The 19,935-nt window shown below is 64.3% G+C and carries 20 protein-coding genes and 1 other RNA gene; 15 read left to right on the top strand and 6 right to left on the bottom strand.

The features are described 5' to 3' along the window. Nucleotides 1-2: 2 nt before the first annotated feature. Nucleotides 3-659, bottom strand: coding sequence for an alpha/beta hydrolase (locus J7S20_RS05305; protein ID WP_284053174.1), 657 nt, complete (start codon nt 657-659; stop codon nt 3-5). Nucleotides 660-755: 96 nt separating this feature from the next. On the opposite strand from J7S20_RS05305, the gene J7S20_RS05300 reads away from it, so the two are divergent. From J7S20_RS05300 to J7S20_RS05280, 5 genes are all read left to right on the top strand, one after another. Beyond that, nucleotides 756-1,844, top strand: a complete 1,089-nt coding sequence (locus J7S20_RS05300; RefSeq protein ID WP_347709217.1) for a cysteine desulfurase family protein — start codon at nt 756-758, stop codon at nt 1,842-1,844. Further along, nucleotides 1,841-2,935: a cysteine desulfurase family protein gene (locus tag J7S20_RS05295; RefSeq protein WP_284053173.1), complete on the top strand. Its 1,095-nt coding sequence runs from the start codon at nt 1,841-1,843 to the stop codon at nt 2,933-2,935. Before J7S20_RS05300 ends, J7S20_RS05295 begins: the two co-directional genes overlap by 4 nt. Beyond that, entirely contained in the window at nt 2,932-3,270 is a 339-nt protein-coding gene (locus tag J7S20_RS05290; RefSeq protein WP_284053172.1) for a 2Fe-2S iron-sulfur cluster-binding protein, read from the top strand. The genes J7S20_RS05295 and J7S20_RS05290 overlap by 4 nt, the downstream gene beginning before the upstream one ends. After that, entirely contained in the window at nt 3,270-4,145 is an 876-nt protein-coding gene (gene bla, locus J7S20_RS05285; protein ID WP_284053171.1) for a class A beta-lactamase, read from the top strand. The genes J7S20_RS05290 and bla overlap by 1 nt, the downstream gene beginning before the upstream one ends. A gap of 74 nt (nt 4,146-4,219) precedes the next feature. Then, on the top strand, nt 4,220-5,671 hold the full coding sequence (locus tag J7S20_RS05280; RefSeq protein WP_284053170.1) for a helicase HerA domain-containing protein: 1,452 nt from the start codon (nt 4,220-4,222) through the stop codon (nt 5,669-5,671). 10 nt (nt 5,672-5,681) lie between these two features. Here the strand turns inward: J7S20_RS05280 and J7S20_RS05275 are convergent, their stop codons facing one another. After that, complete coding sequence (locus J7S20_RS05275; protein WP_284053169.1) at nt 5,682-7,112, bottom strand: peptide MFS transporter; 1,431 nt, start codon at nt 7,110-7,112, stop codon at nt 5,682-5,684. Nucleotides 7,113-7,242: 130 nt separating this feature from the next. Here J7S20_RS05275 and J7S20_RS05270 point away from each other — a divergent pair, with 130 nt between their 5' ends. The 3 genes from J7S20_RS05270 (at nt 7,243) to ffs (ending at nt 9,149) form a co-directional block, all read left to right on the top strand. Further along, nucleotides 7,243-8,325 (top strand): threonine aldolase family protein, encoded by a 1,083-nt coding sequence (locus tag J7S20_RS05270; protein ID WP_284053168.1) that lies wholly within the window; start codon nt 7,243-7,245, stop codon nt 8,323-8,325. Nucleotides 8,326-8,398: 73 nt separating this feature from the next. Then, nucleotides 8,399-8,998 carry an SOUL family heme-binding protein gene (locus J7S20_RS05265; protein ID WP_284053167.1) on the top strand — a complete coding sequence of 200 codons (600 nt, stop codon included), beginning with the start codon at nt 8,399-8,401 and terminating at the stop codon, nt 8,996-8,998. A gap of 55 nt (nt 8,999-9,053) precedes the next feature. After that, nucleotides 9,054-9,149: signal recognition particle sRNA small type (gene ffs, locus J7S20_RS05260), an RNA gene on the top strand. Nucleotides 9,150-9,211: 62 nt separating this feature from the next. Here ffs and J7S20_RS05255 read toward each other — a convergent pair. After that, nucleotides 9,212-10,624, bottom strand: coding sequence for a serine hydrolase domain-containing protein (locus J7S20_RS05255; protein WP_284053166.1), 1,413 nt, complete (start codon nt 10,622-10,624; stop codon nt 9,212-9,214). Between the two features lie 340 nt (nt 10,625-10,964). Between J7S20_RS05255 and J7S20_RS05250 the strand changes: the two genes are divergently transcribed. The 3 genes from J7S20_RS05250 (at nt 10,965) to J7S20_RS05240 (ending at nt 13,294) form a co-directional block, all read left to right on the top strand. Continuing rightward, complete coding sequence (locus J7S20_RS05250; protein WP_284053165.1) at nt 10,965-12,623, top strand: DNA polymerase III subunit gamma/tau; 1,659 nt, start codon at nt 10,965-10,967, stop codon at nt 12,621-12,623. 1 nt (nt 12,624) lies between these two features. Then, nucleotides 12,625-12,948, top strand: coding sequence for a YbaB/EbfC family nucleoid-associated protein (locus J7S20_RS05245; protein WP_284053164.1), 324 nt, complete (start codon nt 12,625-12,627; stop codon nt 12,946-12,948). A 70-nt stretch (nt 12,949-13,018) separates the two neighbouring features. Further along, nucleotides 13,019-13,294 carry a hypothetical protein gene (locus tag J7S20_RS05240; protein ID WP_284053163.1) on the top strand — a complete coding sequence of 92 codons (276 nt, stop codon included), beginning with the start codon at nt 13,019-13,021 and terminating at the stop codon, nt 13,292-13,294. Nucleotide 13,295: 1 nt separating this feature from the next. Here the strand turns inward: J7S20_RS05240 and mtgA are convergent, their stop codons facing one another. Genes mtgA through J7S20_RS05225 form a run of 3 tightly spaced genes read right to left on the bottom strand, consistent with a single transcriptional unit; the run spans nt 13,296 to nt 15,953 of the window. Next, the gene (gene mtgA, locus J7S20_RS05235) at nt 13,296-14,024 is read right to left on the bottom strand and encodes a monofunctional biosynthetic peptidoglycan transglycosylase (protein WP_284053162.1); all 729 of its coding nucleotides are present in this window, start codon (nt 14,022-14,024) and stop codon (nt 13,296-13,298) included. A gap of 19 nt (nt 14,025-14,043) precedes the next feature. Beyond that, a complete protein-coding gene (gene rpoH / locus J7S20_RS05230) occupies nt 14,044-14,949 on the bottom strand; it encodes an RNA polymerase sigma factor RpoH (RefSeq protein ID WP_284053161.1) in 906 nt (301 codons plus the stop codon). Nucleotides 14,950-15,002: 53 nt separating this feature from the next. Continuing rightward, entirely contained in the window at nt 15,003-15,953 is a 951-nt protein-coding gene (locus tag J7S20_RS05225; RefSeq protein WP_284053160.1) for an RluA family pseudouridine synthase, read from the bottom strand. 20 nt (nt 15,954-15,973) lie between these two features. Between J7S20_RS05225 and J7S20_RS05220 the strand changes: the two genes are divergently transcribed. The 4 genes from J7S20_RS05220 to J7S20_RS05205 are packed head-to-tail and all read left to right on the top strand — an operon-like array spanning nt 15,974 to nt 19,902. Beyond that, a complete protein-coding gene (locus J7S20_RS05220; protein WP_284053159.1) occupies nt 15,974-16,471 on the top strand; it encodes a M67 family metallopeptidase in 498 nt (165 codons plus the stop codon). Continuing rightward, a complete protein-coding gene (locus J7S20_RS05215; RefSeq protein WP_284053158.1) occupies nt 16,452-17,096 on the top strand; it encodes a histidine phosphotransferase family protein in 645 nt (214 codons plus the stop codon). Before J7S20_RS05220 ends, J7S20_RS05215 begins: the two co-directional genes overlap by 20 nt. A gap of 56 nt (nt 17,097-17,152) precedes the next feature. Continuing rightward, a complete protein-coding gene (locus J7S20_RS05210) occupies nt 17,153-19,477 on the top strand; it encodes a chemotaxis protein CheA (protein WP_284053157.1) in 2,325 nt (774 codons plus the stop codon). Further along, entirely contained in the window at nt 19,474-19,902 is a 429-nt protein-coding gene (locus J7S20_RS05205) for a chemotaxis protein CheW (RefSeq protein WP_284053156.1), read from the top strand. The genes J7S20_RS05210 and J7S20_RS05205 overlap by 4 nt, the downstream gene beginning before the upstream one ends. The last annotated feature ends 33 nt before the right edge of the window (nt 19,903-19,935 follow it).

The raw sequence follows: 19,935 nt of genomic DNA, 5'->3' as shown, positions 1-19,935 counted from the left end.
TGCTATTTGATCGGCGAGTTCGGGTCGAGCCGCATGTCGAGATAATCGTCGACGCTCTTCATCAGCGCATCCATCTCGTTTTCGAAGAAATGGTTGGCGCCGGGAATCGTGTCGTGGTGGATCGTGATGTGCTTTTGCGTGCGCAGCTTGTCGACCAGACGCTGCACGCCCGACGGGGTAACCACCTCGTCGGCCTCGCCATTGATGATGATGCCCGAGGAGGGGCAGGGGGCGAGGAAGCTGAAATCGTAGAGGTTCGCCGGCGGCGCGATCGAGATGAAGCCGCGAATCTCGGGCCGGCGCATCAATAGCTGCATGCCGATCCATGCGCCGAAGCTGGGCGCTGCGACCCAGGTCGTCGATGCTTCGGGATGGAAGCTCTGCACCCAGTCGAGCGCGCTCGCCGCGTCGGACAGCTCGCCGATGCCGTTGTCGAACGTGCCCTGGCTGCGGCCCACGCCACGGAAATTGAAGCGCAGCGTCGCGAATCCGCGCTGCTGGAACGTCTTGTAGAGCGCCTGGACGATGTGGTTGTTCATCGTGCCGCCCGACGCTGGATGCGGGTGGAGGATCAGGGCGACCGGCGCGCGTGGCTTCGGCGCAGGGGCGAAGCGGCCTTCGAGGCGACCTTCGGGACCGGGGAAAATGACTTCGGGCATTGGCGACCTGCAAGTGATGGAGCGCGCGCGGTGGCGCGATGAGACGTGGAGGCTATATAGGCCCGGTGACGATCCGCGCAATCATCGGAAACCATCTTGGCTCAGCGCATCTATCTCGATCATGCCGCGACGACGCCGATGCGGCCCGAAGCCATCGCAGCGGTGGAGGAAGGGATGCGCCGCTGGGCCAATCCGTCTTCGCCGCACGCCGAAGGCCGCGCCGCGCGCGCCGCACTCGAAGACGCGCGTGCGCGCATCAAGGCCGCGCTGGGCTGGGACGGCGAACTGATCTTCACCAGCGGCGCCAGCGAAGCGATCGCGATCGCGATGGCGCGGGCCAAGGCCGGTTCCCGGCTGGTGAGCGCCATCGAGCATGATTCGGTGCTGCGAGTGGCAGGCGATGCGGCGCGCATTCCAGTCAGGCCCAATGGTACGATCGACCTCGATATTCTGCAGGCGCTGATCGAGCGCGCGCAATCGCCGCTGGTCGCCGTACAGCACGTCAATTCGGAACTTGGCGCGTTTCAGGATGCCGCTGCCATCCGCGCGATGGTCGCCGCCCGCGACGGTTTGTTTTTCTGCGATGCGAGCCAGTCGGCGGGCAAGCATCCGCTGCCAAAGGCGGACCTGATCGCCCTGTCGGCGCACAAATTCGGTGGCCCGATCGGCATTGGTGCGCTGCTCGTGCGCGATTTCGCCATGCTCGATCCGAGCGGCGGTCAGGAGTTCGGCTATCGCGGCGGTACCGAGAATCTGCCCGGCGCGCTTGGAATGGCGGCTGCTCTCGATGCGACCGAACGCATGGGCGATGGCGCCGCCAGGTGGCTGGCGGACCTGCAACCTGCGCTGCTCGGCCTCAGGATGAAGGTGGCCGATGCCGGTGGCAATTTCATTGGCGGGGATGGGGCGGGAACCGCGATCGCGGCGATAGCGATGCCGGGCGTGAAGGCAGCCGCGCAGCTCATCCAGCTCGATTCGATGGGGTTTGCGGTTTCGGCTGGCAGCGCCTGTTCGTCGGGTTCGCTCAAGACCAGTCATGTGCTCGAAGCGATCCGGACCCCGCCCGAGGTCGCCGAAAGCACGATCCGCGTCAGCGTCGGCTGGAACACGATGGCCGAAGACATCGCCCGTTTTGCCGGGGCCTGGCAGCAGATCGCGCAAAGGGCGCGGAGCCGCGCCGCGTGATCTATCTCGATTATCAGGCGACGACGCCGCTCGCCCCTGAAGCGCTTGCAGCAATGCTGCCCTGGCTCGAGAGCCAGCACGCCAACCCGCATTCGCCGCACAAGGCCGGCCGTGCCGCGCATGCCGCGGTTGAGGTCGCGCGCGAACAGGTCGCGGCGCTCCTTCCTCAAGGCGGCAGCGTCAGCTTCACCAGCGGCGCGACCGAGTCGCTCAACTGGGCGCTGAAAGGCGTGGGCCAGGGACGCATCGTCACCATCGCCACCGAACATGCCGCGGTTCTCGACACCGTCGAGGCGCTGCGTGCCGGCGGCCGTGATGTCGTCATACTCCCCGTCGATCGTGACGGCCTGGTCGACATGGATGCCGCCCGCGCCGCGATCATGCCGGGTACCGCGCTGGTCGAGGCTATGCTCGTCAACAATGAGATCGGCACGATCCAGCCCGTCGCCGAACTTGCCGACCTCGCGCACCGAGCGGGCGCGCTGATGCTGTGCGATGCGGTACAGGGCTATGGCCGCGTACCGATCCCGGACGGCTGCGATCTGATCGCGCTGTCCGCGCACAAGATACACGGGCCCAAGGGCATCGGCGCGCTGTGGATTCGCGATGGGGTGACGCTCACGCCGCTGCTCCACGGCGGCGGGCAGGAAAAGGGTGGCCGTTCGGGCACGCTGTCGCCCGCGCTTTGTGCCGGCTTCGGGGCGGCCGCGGCGCTGGCGGCCGAACGCCGCGACGCCGATGCAGCGCATGTCGCCGACCTGTTTGCCGCAGCCGTTGCGCAGCTTGACGAGGCATGGGTCATCAACGGTTCAACCGAACATCGCTATCGCGGCAACCTGAACATCCGCCGCGAGGGACTCGATGTGAACCGGCTGATGAGCGAATTGCGCGACATCGCCTTTTCGGCCGGTTCGGCATGCGCCAGCGGGTCGGGCCGGTCGAGCCATGTGCTGCGCGCGATCGGGTTGACCGATGCCGAGGCGAAGTCGAGCATCCGCCTCGGATTCGGGCGTTACACGGAGAAGGGCGAATTGCTGGAAGCACTCGAACGGATCGACCGGGCGGCGGGCGCTCAGCGGGCCGCGGCATGATCCGCGTCCGCTTCATAGACCGCGAGGGCGAGCATGTGCGCGAGGTGGAGGCCCGCCCCGGCGATGTGCTGCTGGATGTGGCGCAGGCCGACGGCCAGCCGCTTGAAGGAACATGCGAAGGCCAGATGGCGTGTTCGACCTGCCACGTCCTCGTCGCGCCCGAGGATTTCGACAAGCTTCCCCCCGCGAGCGAGGAGGAAGAGGATATGCTCGATCTCGCGGCCGGCGCGGGGCGTACCAGTCGGCTCGCCTGCCAGATATGCCTTACCGACGAACTCGACGGGCTCACGGTACGCATCCCCGTGGAGGCCCATGACATGCAGGGAAAAGTCTGATGATGAACCGCCGCACGCTGATCGCCGCTTCGGGTACGCTTGGCCTTGCCGCGCTGGCGGCACCGGCTGCCGCCTTCCAGGGCAAGTCGTCGATCTTCGATGTGCTCGAACGCGACGCAAAGGGCCGCTTGGGCCTTGCCGTGCTCGACACCAGCAACGGCCACCGGCTGTTCTGGCACGGCGAGGAACGTTTCGCGCTGTGTTCGACGTTCAAGGTGCCGCTTGCCGCCGATGTTCTGCTGAAATCGGAACGCGGCAACCTGCCGCTCGACCGTAGGATCAATTTCAGCCAGCGCGACGTGCTCGATTATGCGCCGGTGGTGAAGGCCAATCTTGCGAGCGGATCGATGACCGTCGAGCAATTGGCGAAAGCTGCGGTGGAGCAGAGCGACAATAGCGCGGCGAACCTGCTCCTCGCGCAGATCGGCGGGCCGAGCGGGCTGACGCGGTTTCTGCGCGAACAGGGCGATCAGGTGACGCGGCTCGACCGGACCGAACCCGATCTGAACCATGTCGCGCGCGATGACGAACGCGATACGACGACGCCCGGCGCGATGGTTGCGCTGATGCAGGACCTGCTGATCGGCAACATCCTGGGTCCCAAGTCGCGCGAGAAGCTGATCGGATGGATGGTCGACAGCAAGACCGGGTTGCAGCGCCTGCGCGCTGGCCTGCCGCAGGACTGGCGCGTCGGCGACAAGACCGGGACCAGCGGCGATGGCAAGTTCAACGATATCGCCATCGCCTTCCCACCGGGGCGCAAGCCGATCCTGATCGCCTGCTATCTCGATGCTCCGGGCCTCGGCGGCGATGCGGCGAACAAGATTCACCAGCGTGTAGGGTCGCTGGTCGGCACGCTGTTCGGACAGGCCTGATTAAGGCGATTTGACACCAAAGGCGATGACCACACCCTTGCCGCTACCCACCCCGATCGGCCAATAAGCATCCAATGACGATTCTGGTGGACATGGGCACCGACGGGACCGGGAAGTCGGTTCCGATCGACCTTGAGGAACTGCTCGCGACGCGGCTGTTGGTGCAGGGCAACTCGGGCTCGGGAAAGTCGCACCTGCTGCGCCGACTGCTCGAAAAGAGCGCGGGACAGGTCCAGCAGGTCATCATCGACCCCGAAGGCGATTTCGTTACCTTCTCCGAACCGTACGGCCATGTCGTCATCGACGGGCTCGACCATAGCGAGCGCGAGGTTACGCGGCTCGCCGAGCGCATCCGCGAACATCGCGCCTCGGTCGTGCTCAACCTCGAAGGACTCGAGGCGGAGGGGCAGATGCGCTGCGCCGCCGCTTTTCTGTCTGGGATGTTCGATGCCCCGCGCGAACACTGGTATCCCGCGCTCGTCGTGGTCGACGAGGCGCAGCTTTTCGCCCCGACCGGCGGCGGCGAGGTTTCGGAGGAAGTACGCCGCGCCTCGCTCGGCGCGATGACCAACCTGATGTGTCGCGGCCGCAAACGCGGTCTGGCAGGCATCATTGCCACGCAGCGGCTTGCCAAGCTCGCCAAGAACGTCGCGGCCGAGGCGTCGAATTTCCTGATGGGGCGTACCTTTCTCGACATCGACATGGCGCGCGCCGCCGACCTGCTCGGCATGGAGCGGCGACAGGCGGAACAGATCCGCGATCTCCAGCGCGGGACGTTTCTCGCGCTCGGCCCGGCGGTCTCGCGCCGTCCGGTCGCGGTGAAGATCGGCGACGTCGAAACCTCGGCACGCAGCGGCAGCCCCAAGCTGACCCCGCTTCCCGAAGCGCCGCCCGAGGACATGAAGGAGCTGCTGTTTTCCTTCGCCGACGAAGCGCCGCCGCCACCGCCGCCGCCCGCACCGCCCAAGCGCCCGCCGTCGGAGGCGCTGATGGAAAAGCTCGCGGCTTCGGTCCCGAGCCCGGTCGCAGCGCTTCCCGACAAGGACCCCGAAGAGGTCGAGACGATCGTTGCCGATGTGCTGCGCGCGATCGTCGGCGATGCCGATTCCTCAATGCGCTCGGCGGCAGTGCTCTATCAGGATTTCCAGGTCCGCTGCCGGATGGCGGGGCTAGCGCCGCCGCCGCTCGACATCGCCGGTTTCACCCGTCGCCTCGCCTGCGCGCGCGCCGGGATATTCGACGCGCCGGGCGAGGACTGGGCGCCCGCGCTCGATCTCGCCGAAAGCCTGCCCGACGACATGCTCGGCGCGTTCCTCCTCGTCGCACGCGCCGCGCGCGAAAATGCGCCGTGCCCGAGCGATTCCGAAATCGCCGAGACCTACGGCACCAGCTCGCTCGGCCGCGTGCGCCGCCTGCTCGGCTATATCGAGAGCCGCGACCTGTTCGTCGCCCGCGTCGATCTTGCGGGCAAACGCTCGATCAGCCTCCCGCATCTCGGCTGGACCACGCAACCTGCCGAGGTTTGACGAAGCGGCTTCAGTGATCCGCCCCGACAGGTTCGGTTGACGCTTCGCCCATCAGCCGCTTCGAAAGGAACAGTTTGAACAGCAGGAACACCACGCCTGCCGCCGCCGCACAGGCGCCGTGGATCAGCCAGAATTCGGTTGTCGGCATCTTCACGTAGAAGCCGCCGAGCCAGCCGATCAGCGAATTGGCGGCGGTAAAGGCGAGGTAATAGAAGCCGATCACCGTCGCATTCAGCGCCTTGGGTGCCAGCCGCGCGAACAGCGCCAGGCTGACCGGAAGCATATGCGCGAAGCCGATCGAGTTCATGATTTCGAACATCATCGGCCAGAACATGCTAATCTTGTGCCCCGCGGGCGTCGTCGCGGCGGCCATGAACAGGCACAGCATCCCGCCGATCGAAAACAGCGATCCGATGATGATCTTGGTCAGTTCGTCGGGCTCCTGCCAGTGCTTCGCGTACCACCGGTAGAAGAGCGAGACGAGGAACAGAAACGATACCGAAACGATCGAGTCGATCGTGATGAGGTAGGAGGACAGAAATCGGAAATCGAGCGCTGGCACGTTGAATTGGCTCAGCGCGAAATGCTGATCTCCCCAGATCAGGTAGATGTTGAAAATCTGCATGTTGGGAATCAGCGCAATCGCCATCACCGGAATGAGCAGCAGCACCGCGGCGAGCGCGGGGATGTCGGCACGCGTCAGCTTGGCGCGCGGCGCGGCGTCGGTGCGCTTGCCCTGCGCCCGGAAATGTTCGCGCGGCAGATATTTCTGGCCCGAAATATAAATAGCGAGCGACACCAGCATGCCGACGCCGGCGGCGCCGAACCCCCAGTGCCAGCCGACATCCTGGCCCAGCGTGCCGACGATGATCGGCGACAGGATGACGCCCGCATTGATGCCCAGATAGAAGATCTGGAACGCATCGGCACGGCGCAGATCCTCCGGCTTGTAGAGCGCGCCGACCTGACTGGCGATATTGCCCTTCATCAGCCCGCTGCCGATGACCAGCGCCAGCAGCGCGAACAGGAAGCTCGCTTCGAACGCCATCAGGAAATGGCCAAGCGCCATCGTGATCGCGCCGATCAGCACCGCCAGCCGTTTGCCGATCCAGCGGTCGGCGATGAGTCCGCCCGCAATCGGCGTCAGATAGACGAGCGAGGCATAGGTGCCGAAAATCGCCGATGCCAGCGCCTCGCCGTGCAGACCGCGATACATGGGCAGCGAATGGAAGACGCTGAACGCCGCGACATGGTCGATATGCTCGGGCTTCAGCAGATACTGGACCATGTAGAGCACCAGCAGCGTCTGCATCCCGTAATAGGAAAACCGTTCCCACGCCTCGGTAAAGGCGAGGTAGGCCAGCCCCTTGGGATGTCCGAAGAACGCCTTGTCGCCATGTTCCAGTATGTCGAGTTCGGGCGTCGCTTCGGCTGTCGTCATGCGGTGGTCGTCCTTGGCAAGTGGTATCGCTGGAAACCACATTTCCGTACCGTTCGCAAATGAACACAAGCTGGCCGGCCTTGCGCGGCCCGCTGCGCCGCCGTACCGCGCTGGCAGGAGAGGAGAGCCGATGAACGACGCAGATCGTGCCGCGAAACGCGGCTGCACCCATTTTCTGCCGATGCATGTGCCCGAAACGCCGGCCGCCACGCTACGCCGCCTCGCGGCGCTGGATGCGGCCGAGGTCGATGCGGACAGCTATGGAGACAGCGGCGCGGTAACGCTGCTCGAAAAACGCTGCGCCGGGCTGCTCGGCACGTCGGCGGCGCGGTTTTTCATCAAGGGCATGATGGCGCAGGCGGCGGCGCTCACCGTCTATGCCGATGACCGCGGCACGCGAAACGTCGCGGTCCACCGGATGAGCCATATCAATCTCGACGAAGGCGACGCTATCGAGCGCGCATGCGGACTGCGGTCGATCCGGCTCGGCACGACAATGCCTTTCGGTGTCGAGGACCTTCGCCGCATTACTGAGCCGCTCGCCGCGGTGGTGGTCGAGCTGCCGCTGCGCCGTGCGGGCTTTCTCCTACCCCCGCTGGCCGAACTGCGCGCGATCTCCGCCTGGTGCCGCGAGAACAAGGTGCCGCTTCATTTCGACGGCGCGCGGCTGTGGGAGGCGGCGGCCGGATACGACATGCCGCTCGAGGCGCTGGCGACGCTCGCCGACAGCATCTATGTCTCCTTCTACAAGGGGCTGGGCGGGCTCGGTGGTGCGATGCTGGCTGGCCCCGAGCGGTTGATCGACGCGACCGCGATCTGGCAGCAACGCTATTTCGGCAATCTCTACACGGTCCATCCCTATGCGCTGTCGGCGCTGGACGGTCTCGACCGCTATCTGCCGCGCATGCCCGAATTCGTCGCCCGGGCGCGCGAACTCGCCGCCGCGCTGCGCGACATGCCGGGCGTGATGGTAAATCCCGCCAAGCCGCATGCACATGCCTTTCAGATTATCGTGCCGGGCGATCCCGCCGATTTGACCGATCGCAACCGTCGCTTTGCCGAGGACCATAAAGTGTGGTTGTTCAATGCCTTTCAGCCGGCGCCGATTGCCGGGCATGCGCTCGCCGAAATCAATATCGGCGACGGTAGCGATAACTGGAGTGTCGAGCAGGCCGCCGGCTGGCTCCGGGACTTCTTTTCCGGCGGCGGGTGATCGTCATCGGCGGCGGAACATCGCGGGCGGGTCGATGCGTTGATACGCCAACTTCGAATTGGGGAGAGAAAGAATGCGCAAGAATACGGGATGGGCGCTGCTCGGCGCCGGTGTCGCGGCAGTGGCCGGGATCGGCGGATATCTGGTTGCGCGCGAACGCTCGGTCGAACAGCCATCCTATCGCACGCGCGACAAGGACAAGGCGATCGAAATTCGCGATTATCCCGAACTGCTCGTCGCCGAAACCACCGTCACCGGTGCCCGCGAGCAGAGCCTTCGTCAGGGGTTTCGCCGGCTCGCCAGCTATATCTTCGCCAAGGACCGCGACGGCGACAAGATCGCGATGACGGCGCCGGTACTGTCGGACAATCATGACGACAGCAGGCGATGGCGGACGCGGTTCATCATGCCGGCGAAGCTGCGCCGCGGATCGGTGCCGCCGACCGATGCCGATGTGCAGTTCGAACGCATCCCCGCGCGTCGCGTCGCCGCGATCCGCTTCAACGGCAAGCCGACCGACGAGCTTTTGCGCGACAAGGAACGCGAACTGCGAAGCTGGCTCGCGATGAAGGGCTATATTCCTGTCGGCCCGGTCGAGCACGCCTATTACAATTCGCCGATGGTACCCGCGCGGCTGCGCCGGAACGAGGTGCTGCTGCCGCTGCGCGATTAAGGGGGCGGGCGCAGCCGCCTCTTGCGTCGGCCGCGCCGATCGACCATATGCCCGCGCGGGAGTCGGGCGGACGTAGCCGTCGCCAACCCGGTCAGGTCCGGAAGGAAGCAGCCGTAACGATTTCGCTGCGGGTCGTTCCGGCTCCCACCACCAGCAATATGTAATAGCGAAGAGCGGCGGTTTTCCGGTCCGCGGTGATTGCGGGCACGCGCTTCAGACTGGATTGGCTCGGCGACTATACGCCAGCGCCAGCCTGACGATCGCCCATATCGGCCCCATGACTGCGGCTGCCACCATTGCCCCGGCAAAATCGGGCTGGAACAGCAAAAGCGTCCGGATCGATCCTCCGAACATCGCCGGTATGACTACCGTCAAAAGTCCCGCTACCGCGAGCATGGCGACCAGCGGAAACCACAGGCTGAACATGCCTGCCGCACCGGACTTGGTCCGCAGCTTTTCGCGGTGCCACCACGCCCAGACGATGCTGGCCAGAAAGAAGAGCGGAAGCAGCATCACCAGCAGATATGTCATCTTCGGCACGAGCCTTGACCCGTGGCCCGCATAATCGAGCCCCAGCGCCTTCGCGGTGATGCCCTCGCGCAGTTTCAGGGTTTCGCCGAAGCCGATACCGCTGTTCGCATTGACCAGCACGACCACCGCCTTCCCTTGGGAAGGCAAGAGGGTGGCGAGCGTTTCCGTCCCCGGGACCAGGCCATCATGATAGGCCGTGCCGGTTCGGCTATCGAGGAACCAGCCAAAGCCGTAAAAGGGCGACGTCTCGCTCGCCGGGCGCAGCATCGCCGCCTTGCTTGCGGCGCTGATAATATCGTCTTTGCCGTTCAGCATCATCGCGAGATAGAGCGCCAGATCGTCGGCGCTTGCGAATATGCCGCCCGCGGGAGCGCTTACGCGGTTCGTCCTCCGCATTTCATATGCGCGCTTGCCGCCGAACCAGGGCCGATGGCCGACGGCGACTTTTCCCGGCGTCTGGCCGTCGGAGACAAAACTGTTCTTCATGCCGATCGGGGCAAGGATATGTGCTTGCACATAGTCGGGATAGCGCTGCCCGCTCGTCGCCTCGATCAGCGCGCCGAGAATTTGGTAGTTTGTATTGGAATATTCCCACCGGCTGCCAGGGGGATGGACCGGTTCCCATTTCGCAACTCGCGACGCATAATCGCCAAGGCTCCCCTCGCTCAGCGACGTGTCCATGTGCGCGCGATTTCCCTGGACGGTTGAAAAACCGCTGGTGTGGCTGAGCAATTGCCGAATGGTGATTGCGCCCGAAGGGCGCCCCTGAAAGGCACGAAGGTACGTCGCTATGCTCGCGTCTAGCCTTATTTTTCCCGCTTCGACCAGCTGCATGACCGCCACGGCCGTGAAGCTTTTCGAGATTGATCCGATCAGGAATGGGGTGTCGGGCGTAATGGATTGCCCGCTGTCCGCCAGAATGGTGCCCCGGCCGCCAGAGCGAAATGCGCCGCCATCGACAATCGCATATGCGACGCCTGGAGCGCCGGATGATGGCAGCTCGCGTTCGATGAATGCGTCGATCGACCGATCCGCCATGCTGGCCTGCGATGCAGGCACCAGCAGGAACCCGAACAATATCAGCATCAGCCGCATCGTCTTTCCCCTCCGATAGGCACAATAGCTGATGGACGTCGGGCCGCCACAAAATCATGGCGTTTCTCGTCTCGAACAGGTGGAGAGCGACATCGATAGTGCCGGTTGCCGGCCCCTTTTAGCGGAGGAGCCGCGTCTCGTCGCTTTCCTACAGCGTCGGTTTCTGGCACCCGGATGAAGAACAAAACGAGGTCTCCTGCCAATGTCACGAGCCAGACTGCAGTTCGGCCGAACAGCGTCGTCGTTGGCGGGGAGGGGCATCGAAGGGGGACGTGTCGCTAACTTCGCTAACTTCCGCACGGCGCTGACATCGCCGCATGGTTGAGCTAAACCGATCCCGATGACCGATTCCGCGCTCGACCTCGGCGAACCGCCGCAGCCCGAACGCGCCGACGCCTATCAGGTGCTGGCGCGCAAATACCGTCCGCAGACCTTTTCGCAGCTGATCGGACAGGACGCGATGGTGACCACGCTCGCCAACGCGATCAAGCGCGACCGGCTGGCGCACGCCTTTCTGCTCACCGGCGTTCGCGGCGTGGGCAAGACCTCGACCGCGCGGTTGATTGCCAAGGCGCTCAATTGCGTCGGGCCGGACGGCGAGGGCGGGCCGACGATCGATCCGTGCGGCGTGTGCGAGCCATGCCGCGCCATTGCCGAGGGGCGCCATATCGACGTGATCGAAATGGACGCCGCCAGCCATACCGGTATCGACGACGTTCGCGAGATCATCGAGGGGTCTCGCTATGCGGCGGTTTCGGCGCGCTACAAGATCTACATCATCGACGAAGTCCATATGCTGTCGAAGCCGGCCTTCAACGGCCTGCTCAAGACACTCGAGGAACCGCCGGCGCATGTGAAGTTCCTGTTCGCCACCACGGAAGTGAACAAAGTACCGGTGACGGTGTTGTCGCGCTGTCAGCGTTTCGATCTGCGCCGTATTTCCGCCGATCAGCTGGCCGAGCATTTTGCCGGCGTGGTCGAAAAGGAAGGCGTCGATGCCGAGCCAGAGGCGCTGGCACTGATTGCCCGCGCGGCCGAAGGATCGGCCCGCGACGGGCTGTCGATCCTCGACCAGGCGATCGCGCATGCCGGGATGGAAGGCGGCGGCGTGCGCGCAGGTGCGGTGCGCGACATGCTCGGCCTGTCCGATCGTGGTGCCATTCGTGAACTGTTCGGCTTGCTGCTTGGTGGTGATGCCGAAGGCGCGCTCAAGGCGCTGCGGCGGCAATATGATTATGGTGTCGATCCGCAGGCGGTGCTGAAGACGCTGCTGGAGACGGTGCACGGCGCTACGCTCGCCAAAGTCGGTACGCCGCCCGAGGCCGCGCAATCGACCGAGGAGCGTGAGGCGCTTCAGCACTGGGGCACGCTCCTGTCCTTTCCGATGCTCCACCGGCTTTGGCAGTTGCTGTTGAAGGGGCATGAGGAAGTGTCGCGCGCGGCGCTTCCGATCGAGGCGTGCGAAATGGCGCTGCTGCGCGTCGTCCATGCCGCGACATTGCCCGATCCGGGCGATCTGGCGAAACGGCTGGCCGAAGGAGGCGAGGGGCTTTCGCGGCCGCAGCAGGTCGGCGCTCCCGCACCGTCCGGGGCGACTGCCGAACTTCAGCAACCGCAGCCGGAGGTGGTGCCGCTTCCGGGCGATGTCCGCGCGCTGTGGAAGCTGCTCGGCGACCATGGCCGCAACGAACTGCAGGCGCAGGTGCGCAATCATCTGCGCCCCATACGGTTCGAACCGCCCGAGCTGGAAATCAGCGCGTTGCGGCCGCTGCCTGCCGATTTTGCCCGCGATCTCGGGAACGAGTTGCGCGCGATAACCGATACCAACTGGAAGATAACCACTGCCAACGCGCCGGGCGAGCCGAGCTTGCGTGAGCGCGAGAAGCAGGATGACGACGATTTCAAGGCGCAGGTACGCGCCGATCCCGTCGTATCCGCAGCGTTCGAGGCGTTTCCCGATGCTGCGATCGATTGGGAAAAGACCAAGCGGAGTATGTAAAATGGACAAGCTCGAAGACATCATGGCGATGGCGCAGAATGTGCAGAAGCAACTGCAGGATGCGCAGGCCAATCTCGACAATATACAGGTCGAAGGCCAGTCGGGCGGGGGCATGGTAAAGGTTACCGCCTCGGCCAAGGGCCGTATCGTTGGGCTCGATATCGACGAATCGCTGCTCCAGCCTTCCGAAAAGGGCATGCTGGAGGATCTGGTGATCGCTGCGTTCAATGACGCGCGGGCCAAGGCCGATGCGGCCTCTCAGGAGGAAATGTCGAAGATGACGAGCGGCATGGAGCTGCCGCCGGGATTCAAGCTCCCCTTCTGAACATTACACAACGGGAACAATTTTTTGCGGCCCTCCGTTTAGACGCCAGTCTTTAATCGGAGGGACTGCAATGAGTGACGAACGCGTAACCGAGACCGAAACCCACACCAATGACGGCAATGGTCACACGACGGTGATCGAGCGCCGCAGCGGCGGTGGCGGCGGCCTGTTGATCGGGCTGGCGGTCCTGATCCTCGTCGTTGTCGGCGCCTTTTTCCTGCTCAATCAGAGCAAGAACGACAATATGAAGACCGATGCCGTGGTCGGTGCCGCCAAGAGCGTCAGCGGTGCCGCCGATCAGGTCGGCGATACCGCGAAAAAGGCGGGCGACGCCGTCCAGAACTGAGTCAGTTCAGGCAACTATCCAGCCCGTCGTTACGGATCGTGGCCATCCGTCTTGCGATGGTATTTCCGTAACGGCGGGTAAATCCCGTCGGGGATGTTCCCGGGCGCTGTTTCGGCAGGGGAAGAACCGCCGCGATCTGGGCGGCTTCATGTGTGGTCAAGTGATCGGCCCCGTGCCCGAAATACCGCCGTGCGCCGGCATCCGCGCCATAGGTCCCGATGCCGGTTTCCGCGACGTTCAGATACACTTCCATGATCCGGCGCTTGCCCCAGAGCCCCTCGATCAGGACCGTGAACCACGCCTCCAGGCCTTTGCGAAAATATCCGCCGCCCTGCCACAGAAAGACATTCTTCGCGGTCTGCTGGCTGATCGTCGATCCGCCGCGGATTACGTGACCGCGCTTCTGGTTGCGCTCGAAGGCTTTCTTGATCGCCTCGTAATCGAAGCCGTGATGTTCGCAGAATCCCGAATCCTCGCCCGCCATCGCGGCGCGCGCCATGTCCGGGTCCATCTTCGACAACGACATCCAGTGCCGCGCGGCGCCGCGGCCGGCGACGATATCGCCGATCATCGTCGCGGTGATCGGCGGCGGGACGAAGCGGTAGATGCCTACCCATGCCACCGAAATGAGGACGAACCAGACAAACGCCATCGCCAGCAAACGAAAAACGCGCCCCGGCAGGCTCTGCCGGCGGCGCGTATTCGGCTTTCGTCTTTTCGGCTTGCCCATGGCAGACCGGATAAGCGGATCAGGAGGTGGCGAGCAACCGTTTCTCGCCGGCGATGCGCATCATCGCCTTCTGCAGCTTCTCGAACGCGCGCACCTCGATCTGGCGAACACGTTCGCGGCTGACTCCATATACCTGGCTCAGTTCCTCGAGCGTCTGCGGATTATCGGTCAGGCGACGCTCGGTCAGAATGTGGCGCTCGCGCTCGTTGAGATCGTCCATCGCTTCGACGAGCATCTCGTGGCGAACATCGGCTTCCTGCGCCTCGGCGACGACATGATCCTGCAGCGGCTCGTCATCCTGAAGCCAATCCTGCCACTGGCCCTCGCTATCCTCGCGCATCGGAACGTTGAGCGACGTGTCACCGCCCATCGCCATTCGCCGGTTCATACTCGTGACCTCTTCCTCGGTCACGCCGAGATCGGTGGCGATCTTGGCGACGTCCTCGGGCTTCAGGTCGCCGTCCTCGAACGCATCGAGCTTGGCCTTCATCCGGCGGAGGTTGAAGAACAGCTTTTTCTGGGCAGCGGTCGTGCCCATCTTCACCAGGCTCCACGAGCGCAGGATGAATTCCTGGATCGACGCGCGAATCCACCACATCGCATAGGTCGCAAGGCGGAATCCGCGATCGGGCTCGAACTTCTTCACGCCCTGCATCAGGCCGATATTGCCTTCCGAGATCAGTTCGGAAACGGGCAGGCCATAACCGCGATAGCCCATCGCGATCTTCGCCACGAGGCGCAGATGCGACGTAACCAGCTGGGCGGCAGCCTCCGTATCGCCATGCTCCTGAAACCGCTTGGCGAGCATATATTCCTGCTCGGGTTTCAGGATGGGGAATTTCTTGATCTCGGCGAGATAGCGGTTGAGGCTCGCCTCGCCGCCGAGCGCGGGGATCGTCGCAGGGACGTTGCTACCGCTGGCCATGATCGTTTCTCCCTTTGAGGCGGTCGGTCGATTCGGATCGACCCTGCCTAAACTTATACGTGAAGTTGGTTGAACAGTTCCTGCATATCCGCAGGAATTTCGCTATCGAACGCCAAAGCGTTACTATTTATGGGATGGATGAACCCCAGCCGGGCCGCGTGCAAGGCCTGGCGGCGGAAACCCAGTGTTTCCAACAACGCACGGTGCGCCGGACGGGGCCGTCCATAAACCGGGTCGCCAAGCAGCGGATGGCCGATCGACGCCATATGAACGCGGATCTGATGCGTCCGCCCGGTTTCCAGCCGGCATTCGACCATTGCCGCTTCTTTCAGCGGTGACAACAGGCGGTAACGTGTGACCGCGTGTTTGCCGCCGGGTACGATCGCGACCTTCTTGCGATTGGCCGGCGACCGCGCCAGTGACGCCTCTATAACGCCTTCGCCCTGGGTCAGTTGGCCATTGACGATGGCGATATAGCGCCGGTCGATCGTATGCGCCTTGAACTGGCGGGCGAGCCCTTCATGCGCGCGGTCGTGCTTTGCAGCGACGATCAGGCCCGATGTGTCCTTGTCGATCCTGTGGACGATGCCCGGTCGCGCAACGCCGCCGATTCCCGACAGTTGCCCCGCGCAGTGGTGCAGTAGCGCGTTGACGAGCGTGCCGTCCGGATTGCCTGCCGCAGGATGGACGACCATGCCCGCGGGCTTGTCGACAACGATCAGATCCTCGTCTTCGTACACGATATCAAGCGCGATCTGCTGCGGTTCGTTGTGCGCGGGCTCTGGCGCGGGAATCGTGATGCTGAAGATCGTTCCCGCGCTTGCCTTTTTCGACGGATCGCGCGTCGGGACGCCCTTCGGATCGACGACCTGCCCGCTGGCGATCAGCGCCTTCAGGCGTTCTCGTGAAATACTGGGAAGGGCCTGGGCCAGCGCACGGTCGAGCCGCCAGCCATGTGCGCCCTCCGAAATCTGCGCTTCTATGGTGGAAACCCCCCGGTCCATTCTGGTAGGCGAGATGGGTAATGACCCCGCAAATATCAAGCGTGCTGCTGCGCAAAATAATGCAGGAGGCGAGGGGGTCTCCCAACGCCGAGATTTGCGGGCTTTTGAGAGGGCGCGGAGCCGTTATCCGCAGCGCGGAATCGACGGCTAACTGCGCGGCCGATCCGTCGGGCTTCTTCGAGATCGACCCGTCGCGGCTGATCGCCGCCTATCGGCAGGCGAGACAGCCGAACGGCCTCGAACTGCTCGGCTATTTTCACTCGCATCCTGCCGGCAGCCCCGATCCTTCGCCGCGCGACGCCGAACATGCGGTGGCTGATGGCAGGCTGTGGCTGATCGCGACGCACGACACGGCGCGGATGTGGCGCGCCGTGTCGAATGGCGCGGTCCATGGCCGCTTCGATCCGGTTGCTTTCGATATCGTGACTGGTAAGCGGGTGACACGATCCGTGGCGAGCGTTCGGCTGCTCGGCGCGCAAAAGCGGTGGAGCCTTGAATTTGACCATTTCCCCGACTGATTTCGCCAGCCTGCTCTGTTCGCGGCTATGCCATGATCTGCTCAGTCCTGTCGGTGCGCTCAACAACGGCCTCGAGCTGCTGGCGGACGAACATGATCCGGAGATGCGGGCGCGGTGCCTGGAGCTTCTCGGCGAGAGCGCACGCGCCTCTGCCAACAAGCTGAAATTCTTCCGTCTCGCCTTCGGCGCGGCGGGCGGTTTCGGCGAGACGGTCGATGCGCGCGAGGCGCAGGCGGCGATCGAAGGGCTGTTCGTCGATAATCCCAGGATCAAGGTCGGCTGGATGGTCAGCGAGGCGGTGCTGCCCAAACAGGCGATCAAGGTTCTTCTCAATCTCGCACTGATCGGCGGCGATGCGCTCGTGCGCGGCGGGCAGCTCGATATCGGCGCCGAGGCGGTGGACGGCATGCTGGAGATAGGCGTGCGCGCCGAAGGTCAGCGGATCATGCTCGACCCCGAATTGCGCAACGCGCTGACCGGTGACGGTGGCGAAGCGCCGGTGACGCCGCGCTCGGTGGCCGCACATCTCGTTCGCGAACTGGTCGACGATGCAGAGGGCAGCTTGCAGGTTTCGCCACCCGAGGCAGAGATGCTGGTGTTCGGAGCGTCGTTCCGCGCCGGGTAAACCTAGCTTTAACCGTCTCGCGGCCATGGTCGTTCGCGGCCAAGTCGCGGGGACCCATGGACGATCTGCTTCAGGAATTCATTGCCGAAACGCGCGAGACGCTCGAAACCCTGGCGGGTGAGATCGTTGCGTGGGAAGCTGCGCCGGGTGATCGGGCGCGGCTCGATGCCATTTTCCGTTTCGTGCACACGGTCAAGGGAAGCTGCGGTTTCCTTGACTTGCCGCGTCTCGAACGGTTGAGCCATGCTGCCGAAGACGTGCTGGCACAGGTCCGCGACGGTGCTCGCGTGCCCGATCCCGCGCTCGTCAACGCGGTGCTGGCGATCGTCGACCGGATCGGTGAAATCGTCGAGGCGATCGATGCCGGCAACGCGCTTCCCGATTCGGGCGAGGAGTTGTTGATCGCAGCACTCGAAGAGGGAGCGGAGGCCGTGGTGCAGACTACGGCGCCTGCTACTCGCACCACTTCGCGCAGCGTTCGGCTGAATGTCGAACTGCTCGACCGGATGATGAGCGGCATGTCCGACATGGTGCTCGCTCGAAACGAACTCGCTCGCCGGTTGCGCGAGGACGACATCGATCCGCAGGTCGAAGCGGCGCTCGAACGCATGTCGGCAAGCGTGGCCGATATGCGCGAAACCGTCACCCGAACCCGCATGCAAAAGCTCGACACGCTGTTCTCGGTCCTGCCGCGCGTCGTGCGCGATACGGCGGCCGGCGTCGGCAAACAGGTCAAGTTGAGCGTCGAAGGCGCCGACGTCGAACTCGATCGTGAGATGATCGAGGCGATGCGCGACCCGCTGGTCCACATCATTCGCAACGCGATCGACCATGGCATCGAAACGCCGGACGATCGGCGCCGCGCCGGCAAACCCGAAAACGGCCGCCTGACTGTCGCCGCCCGCCAGTCGGGCAACCAGATCGTGATCGAAATCGTCGACGATGGGCGCGGGATCGATGTCGCCAAGGTGATACGCAAGCTTGCCGGCAATACCGGACGCGATGAGCAGGAACTTCGTAGTCTGTCCGACCGCGCCAAGCTGGGCCTGATCTTCGAACCGGGTCTTAGTACCAAGGACGAGGTGACCAATATTTCCGGTCGCGGCGTCGGCATGGACGTGGTGCGTTCGTCGATCGATCAGATCGGCGGTCGCATCGAACTCGACAATGCGCCGGGCAAGGGGTTGCGGATCGCCATTCACGTCCCGCTGACCCTGTCGATTATCTCGGCGGTGGTCGTCGGCATCGGGGAGCAGCGTTTCGCCATTCCGCGGCAGGCGGTCGAGGAGATCGTCAGCGAGCGGGCCGGCAATGTTCGCGTCGATGTTCTGGGCAAGGGCAGCGTTGCTACCGTTCGCGATCGCAAGCTCGCGATGGTGGATCTGGGCGAACTGCTCGGCGTGCCGAGCGCGCGTAACGATCACTGCGCCATGCTGGTCATCGTCAGCACCGGAACGGGCAGCTTCTGCCTTGCGGTGGACAGCGTGATCGACAACGAGGAACTGGTTATCAAGCCCGCGGCACCCAGCGTGATGGCGACCGGCGTTTATGGCGGACAGACGCTTCCCGACACGGGAATGCCGATGCTGGTGCTCGATTGTGCCGGCGTTGCGAGCACCGCGGGTCTGCGCTTCGGCCTGGGCGACATGTTTGCCGATGAAGAAGAAGAGGAAGCCGAGGCCGCGGCATCGCAGGGCCTTGCGGCGCTGATGGTCGCCGACCTCGATGGCGCTCACCGTGCCGTGCCGCTGGCGGTCGTCGATCGTATCGAGAAGGTCGGTGCTGACGCCATTCGCTACTCCGCCGGGCGGCTGCGCATCGCAATCGACGGCGAGATCCTGCCCGTCGCGGCGCTGGGAGACATTGGCGACCGCACCGAGATCGCACTGCTTCGCCTGCATTCCGGCGACAGCGAGGTGGCCTATGCGGTGGCGGAGGCCATGGATATCGTCACCATCACGGAAGATGTCGTGCCGGCGCCCGAATACGGACCCGTTGCAGGCGCCGTGCTACTCAACGATGAACATATCGAGCTGATCGATGCGAACTGGATGTTCGACACGCACGCTGAATGTGCCGATGCCGACCAGGCGACGGCGCCGACCTGCCTGCTCGCCTCCAACCGGGATGGCTGGATGCGGACGTTCGTCCGTCCGCTTCTCGAACAGGCGGGCTACCGCGTCGTCAATACTCTGAAGGAAGGCGAACGCGCAGCGATCGTGCTGACCGAAGACGATTCGCCCGGCTCCGTCACCGACGGCGCCTCTGTCATAAGGCTGCGCGACAGCCGCACGGGATCGGCCGATGGCAGCGTCTTCCGCTACGATCGCAAGGAACTCCTGTCCGCCATCGCGGCACGTATTTCCGGAGATGCGGCATGAGTGAGCTTTTCTTGATCGCGATGATCAGCGGACGGCCGGTCGCCATTCCATCCGATCAGGTCGAATCGGTCGTCGATATCAGCGAGGTGACTGCGGTGCCGCGGGCCGCCTCGCATATCCGGGGCCTGGCCGCGCTGCGCAGCCGCGTGGTCACCGTGATCGACGCGGTGGCGGCGCTCGGCCTTGGCAAGAGCGTTTCGGCGACGCGCGCGGTCATCACGCAGGTCGACAATCACTATTACGCCGTCCTCGTGGAGGCGCTTGATGACGTAACGCCGTTCGATCGCCAGCCGCTCGCCAATGGCGTGACGCTGGATGAACGCTGGGACGCGGTTGCTGAAGGCGTCGTGGAGCGTGACGGCGAGCCGATTCTGATCGTCAACGCCGCCGCGCTGATCCCGGGGCCGTCGGAGATCGCTGCATAGTCCGGCAATTAACGCGAAGCTTACGAACTTTGT

It is taken from the genome of Stakelama marina, from assembly GCF_018122655.1.
Classification (GTDB): domain Bacteria; phylum Pseudomonadota; class Alphaproteobacteria; order Sphingomonadales; family Sphingomonadaceae; genus Sphingomonas; species Sphingomonas marina.
The sequence above is the reverse complement of the archived record's forward strand: the minus strand, read 5'-3'. Positions and strand labels throughout refer to the sequence as shown.

Coding starts and splice junctions, on each gene's coding strand:
- mtgA (WP_284053162.1), bottom strand. CDS start 14,024: ATGGGCAAGCCGAAAAGACGAAAGCCGAATACGCGCCGCCGGCAGAGC.
- J7S20_RS05265 (WP_284053167.1), top strand. CDS start 8,399: ATGCGCAAGAATACGGGATGGGCGCTGCTCGGCGCCGGTGTCGCGGCA.
- J7S20_RS05205 (WP_284053156.1), top strand. CDS start 19,474: ATGAGTGAGCTTTTCTTGATCGCGATGATCAGCGGACGGCCGGTCGCC.
- rpoH (WP_284053161.1), bottom strand. CDS start 14,949: ATGGCCAGCGGTAGCAACGTCCCTGCGACGATCCCCGCGCTCGGCGGC.
- J7S20_RS05280 (WP_284053170.1), top strand. CDS start 4,220: ATGACGATTCTGGTGGACATGGGCACCGACGGGACCGGGAAGTCGGTT.
- bla (WP_284053171.1), top strand. CDS start 3,270: ATGATGAACCGCCGCACGCTGATCGCCGCTTCGGGTACGCTTGGCCTT.
- J7S20_RS05255 (WP_284053166.1), bottom strand. CDS start 10,624: ATGCGGCTGATGCTGATATTGTTCGGGTTCCTGCTGGTGCCTGCATCG.
- J7S20_RS05225 (WP_284053160.1), bottom strand. CDS start 15,953: ATGGACCGGGGGGTTTCCACCATAGAAGCGCAGATTTCGGAGGGCGCA.
- J7S20_RS05290 (WP_284053172.1), top strand. CDS start 2,932: ATGATCCGCGTCCGCTTCATAGACCGCGAGGGCGAGCATGTGCGCGAG.
- J7S20_RS05250 (WP_284053165.1), top strand. CDS start 10,965: ATGACCGATTCCGCGCTCGACCTCGGCGAACCGCCGCAGCCCGAACGC.
- J7S20_RS05210 (WP_284053157.1), top strand. CDS start 17,153: ATGGACGATCTGCTTCAGGAATTCATTGCCGAAACGCGCGAGACGCTC.
- J7S20_RS05240 (WP_284053163.1), top strand. CDS start 13,019: ATGAGTGACGAACGCGTAACCGAGACCGAAACCCACACCAATGACGGC.
- J7S20_RS05220 (WP_284053159.1), top strand. CDS start 15,974: ATGACCCCGCAAATATCAAGCGTGCTGCTGCGCAAAATAATGCAGGAG.
- J7S20_RS05270 (WP_284053168.1), top strand. CDS start 7,243: ATGAACGACGCAGATCGTGCCGCGAAACGCGGCTGCACCCATTTTCTG.
- J7S20_RS05305 (WP_284053174.1), bottom strand. CDS start 659: ATGCCCGAAGTCATTTTCCCCGGTCCCGAAGGTCGCCTCGAAGGCCGC.
- J7S20_RS05275 (WP_284053169.1), bottom strand. CDS start 7,112: ATGACGACAGCCGAAGCGACGCCCGAACTCGACATACTGGAACATGGC.
- J7S20_RS05245 (WP_284053164.1), top strand. CDS start 12,625: ATGGACAAGCTCGAAGACATCATGGCGATGGCGCAGAATGTGCAGAAG.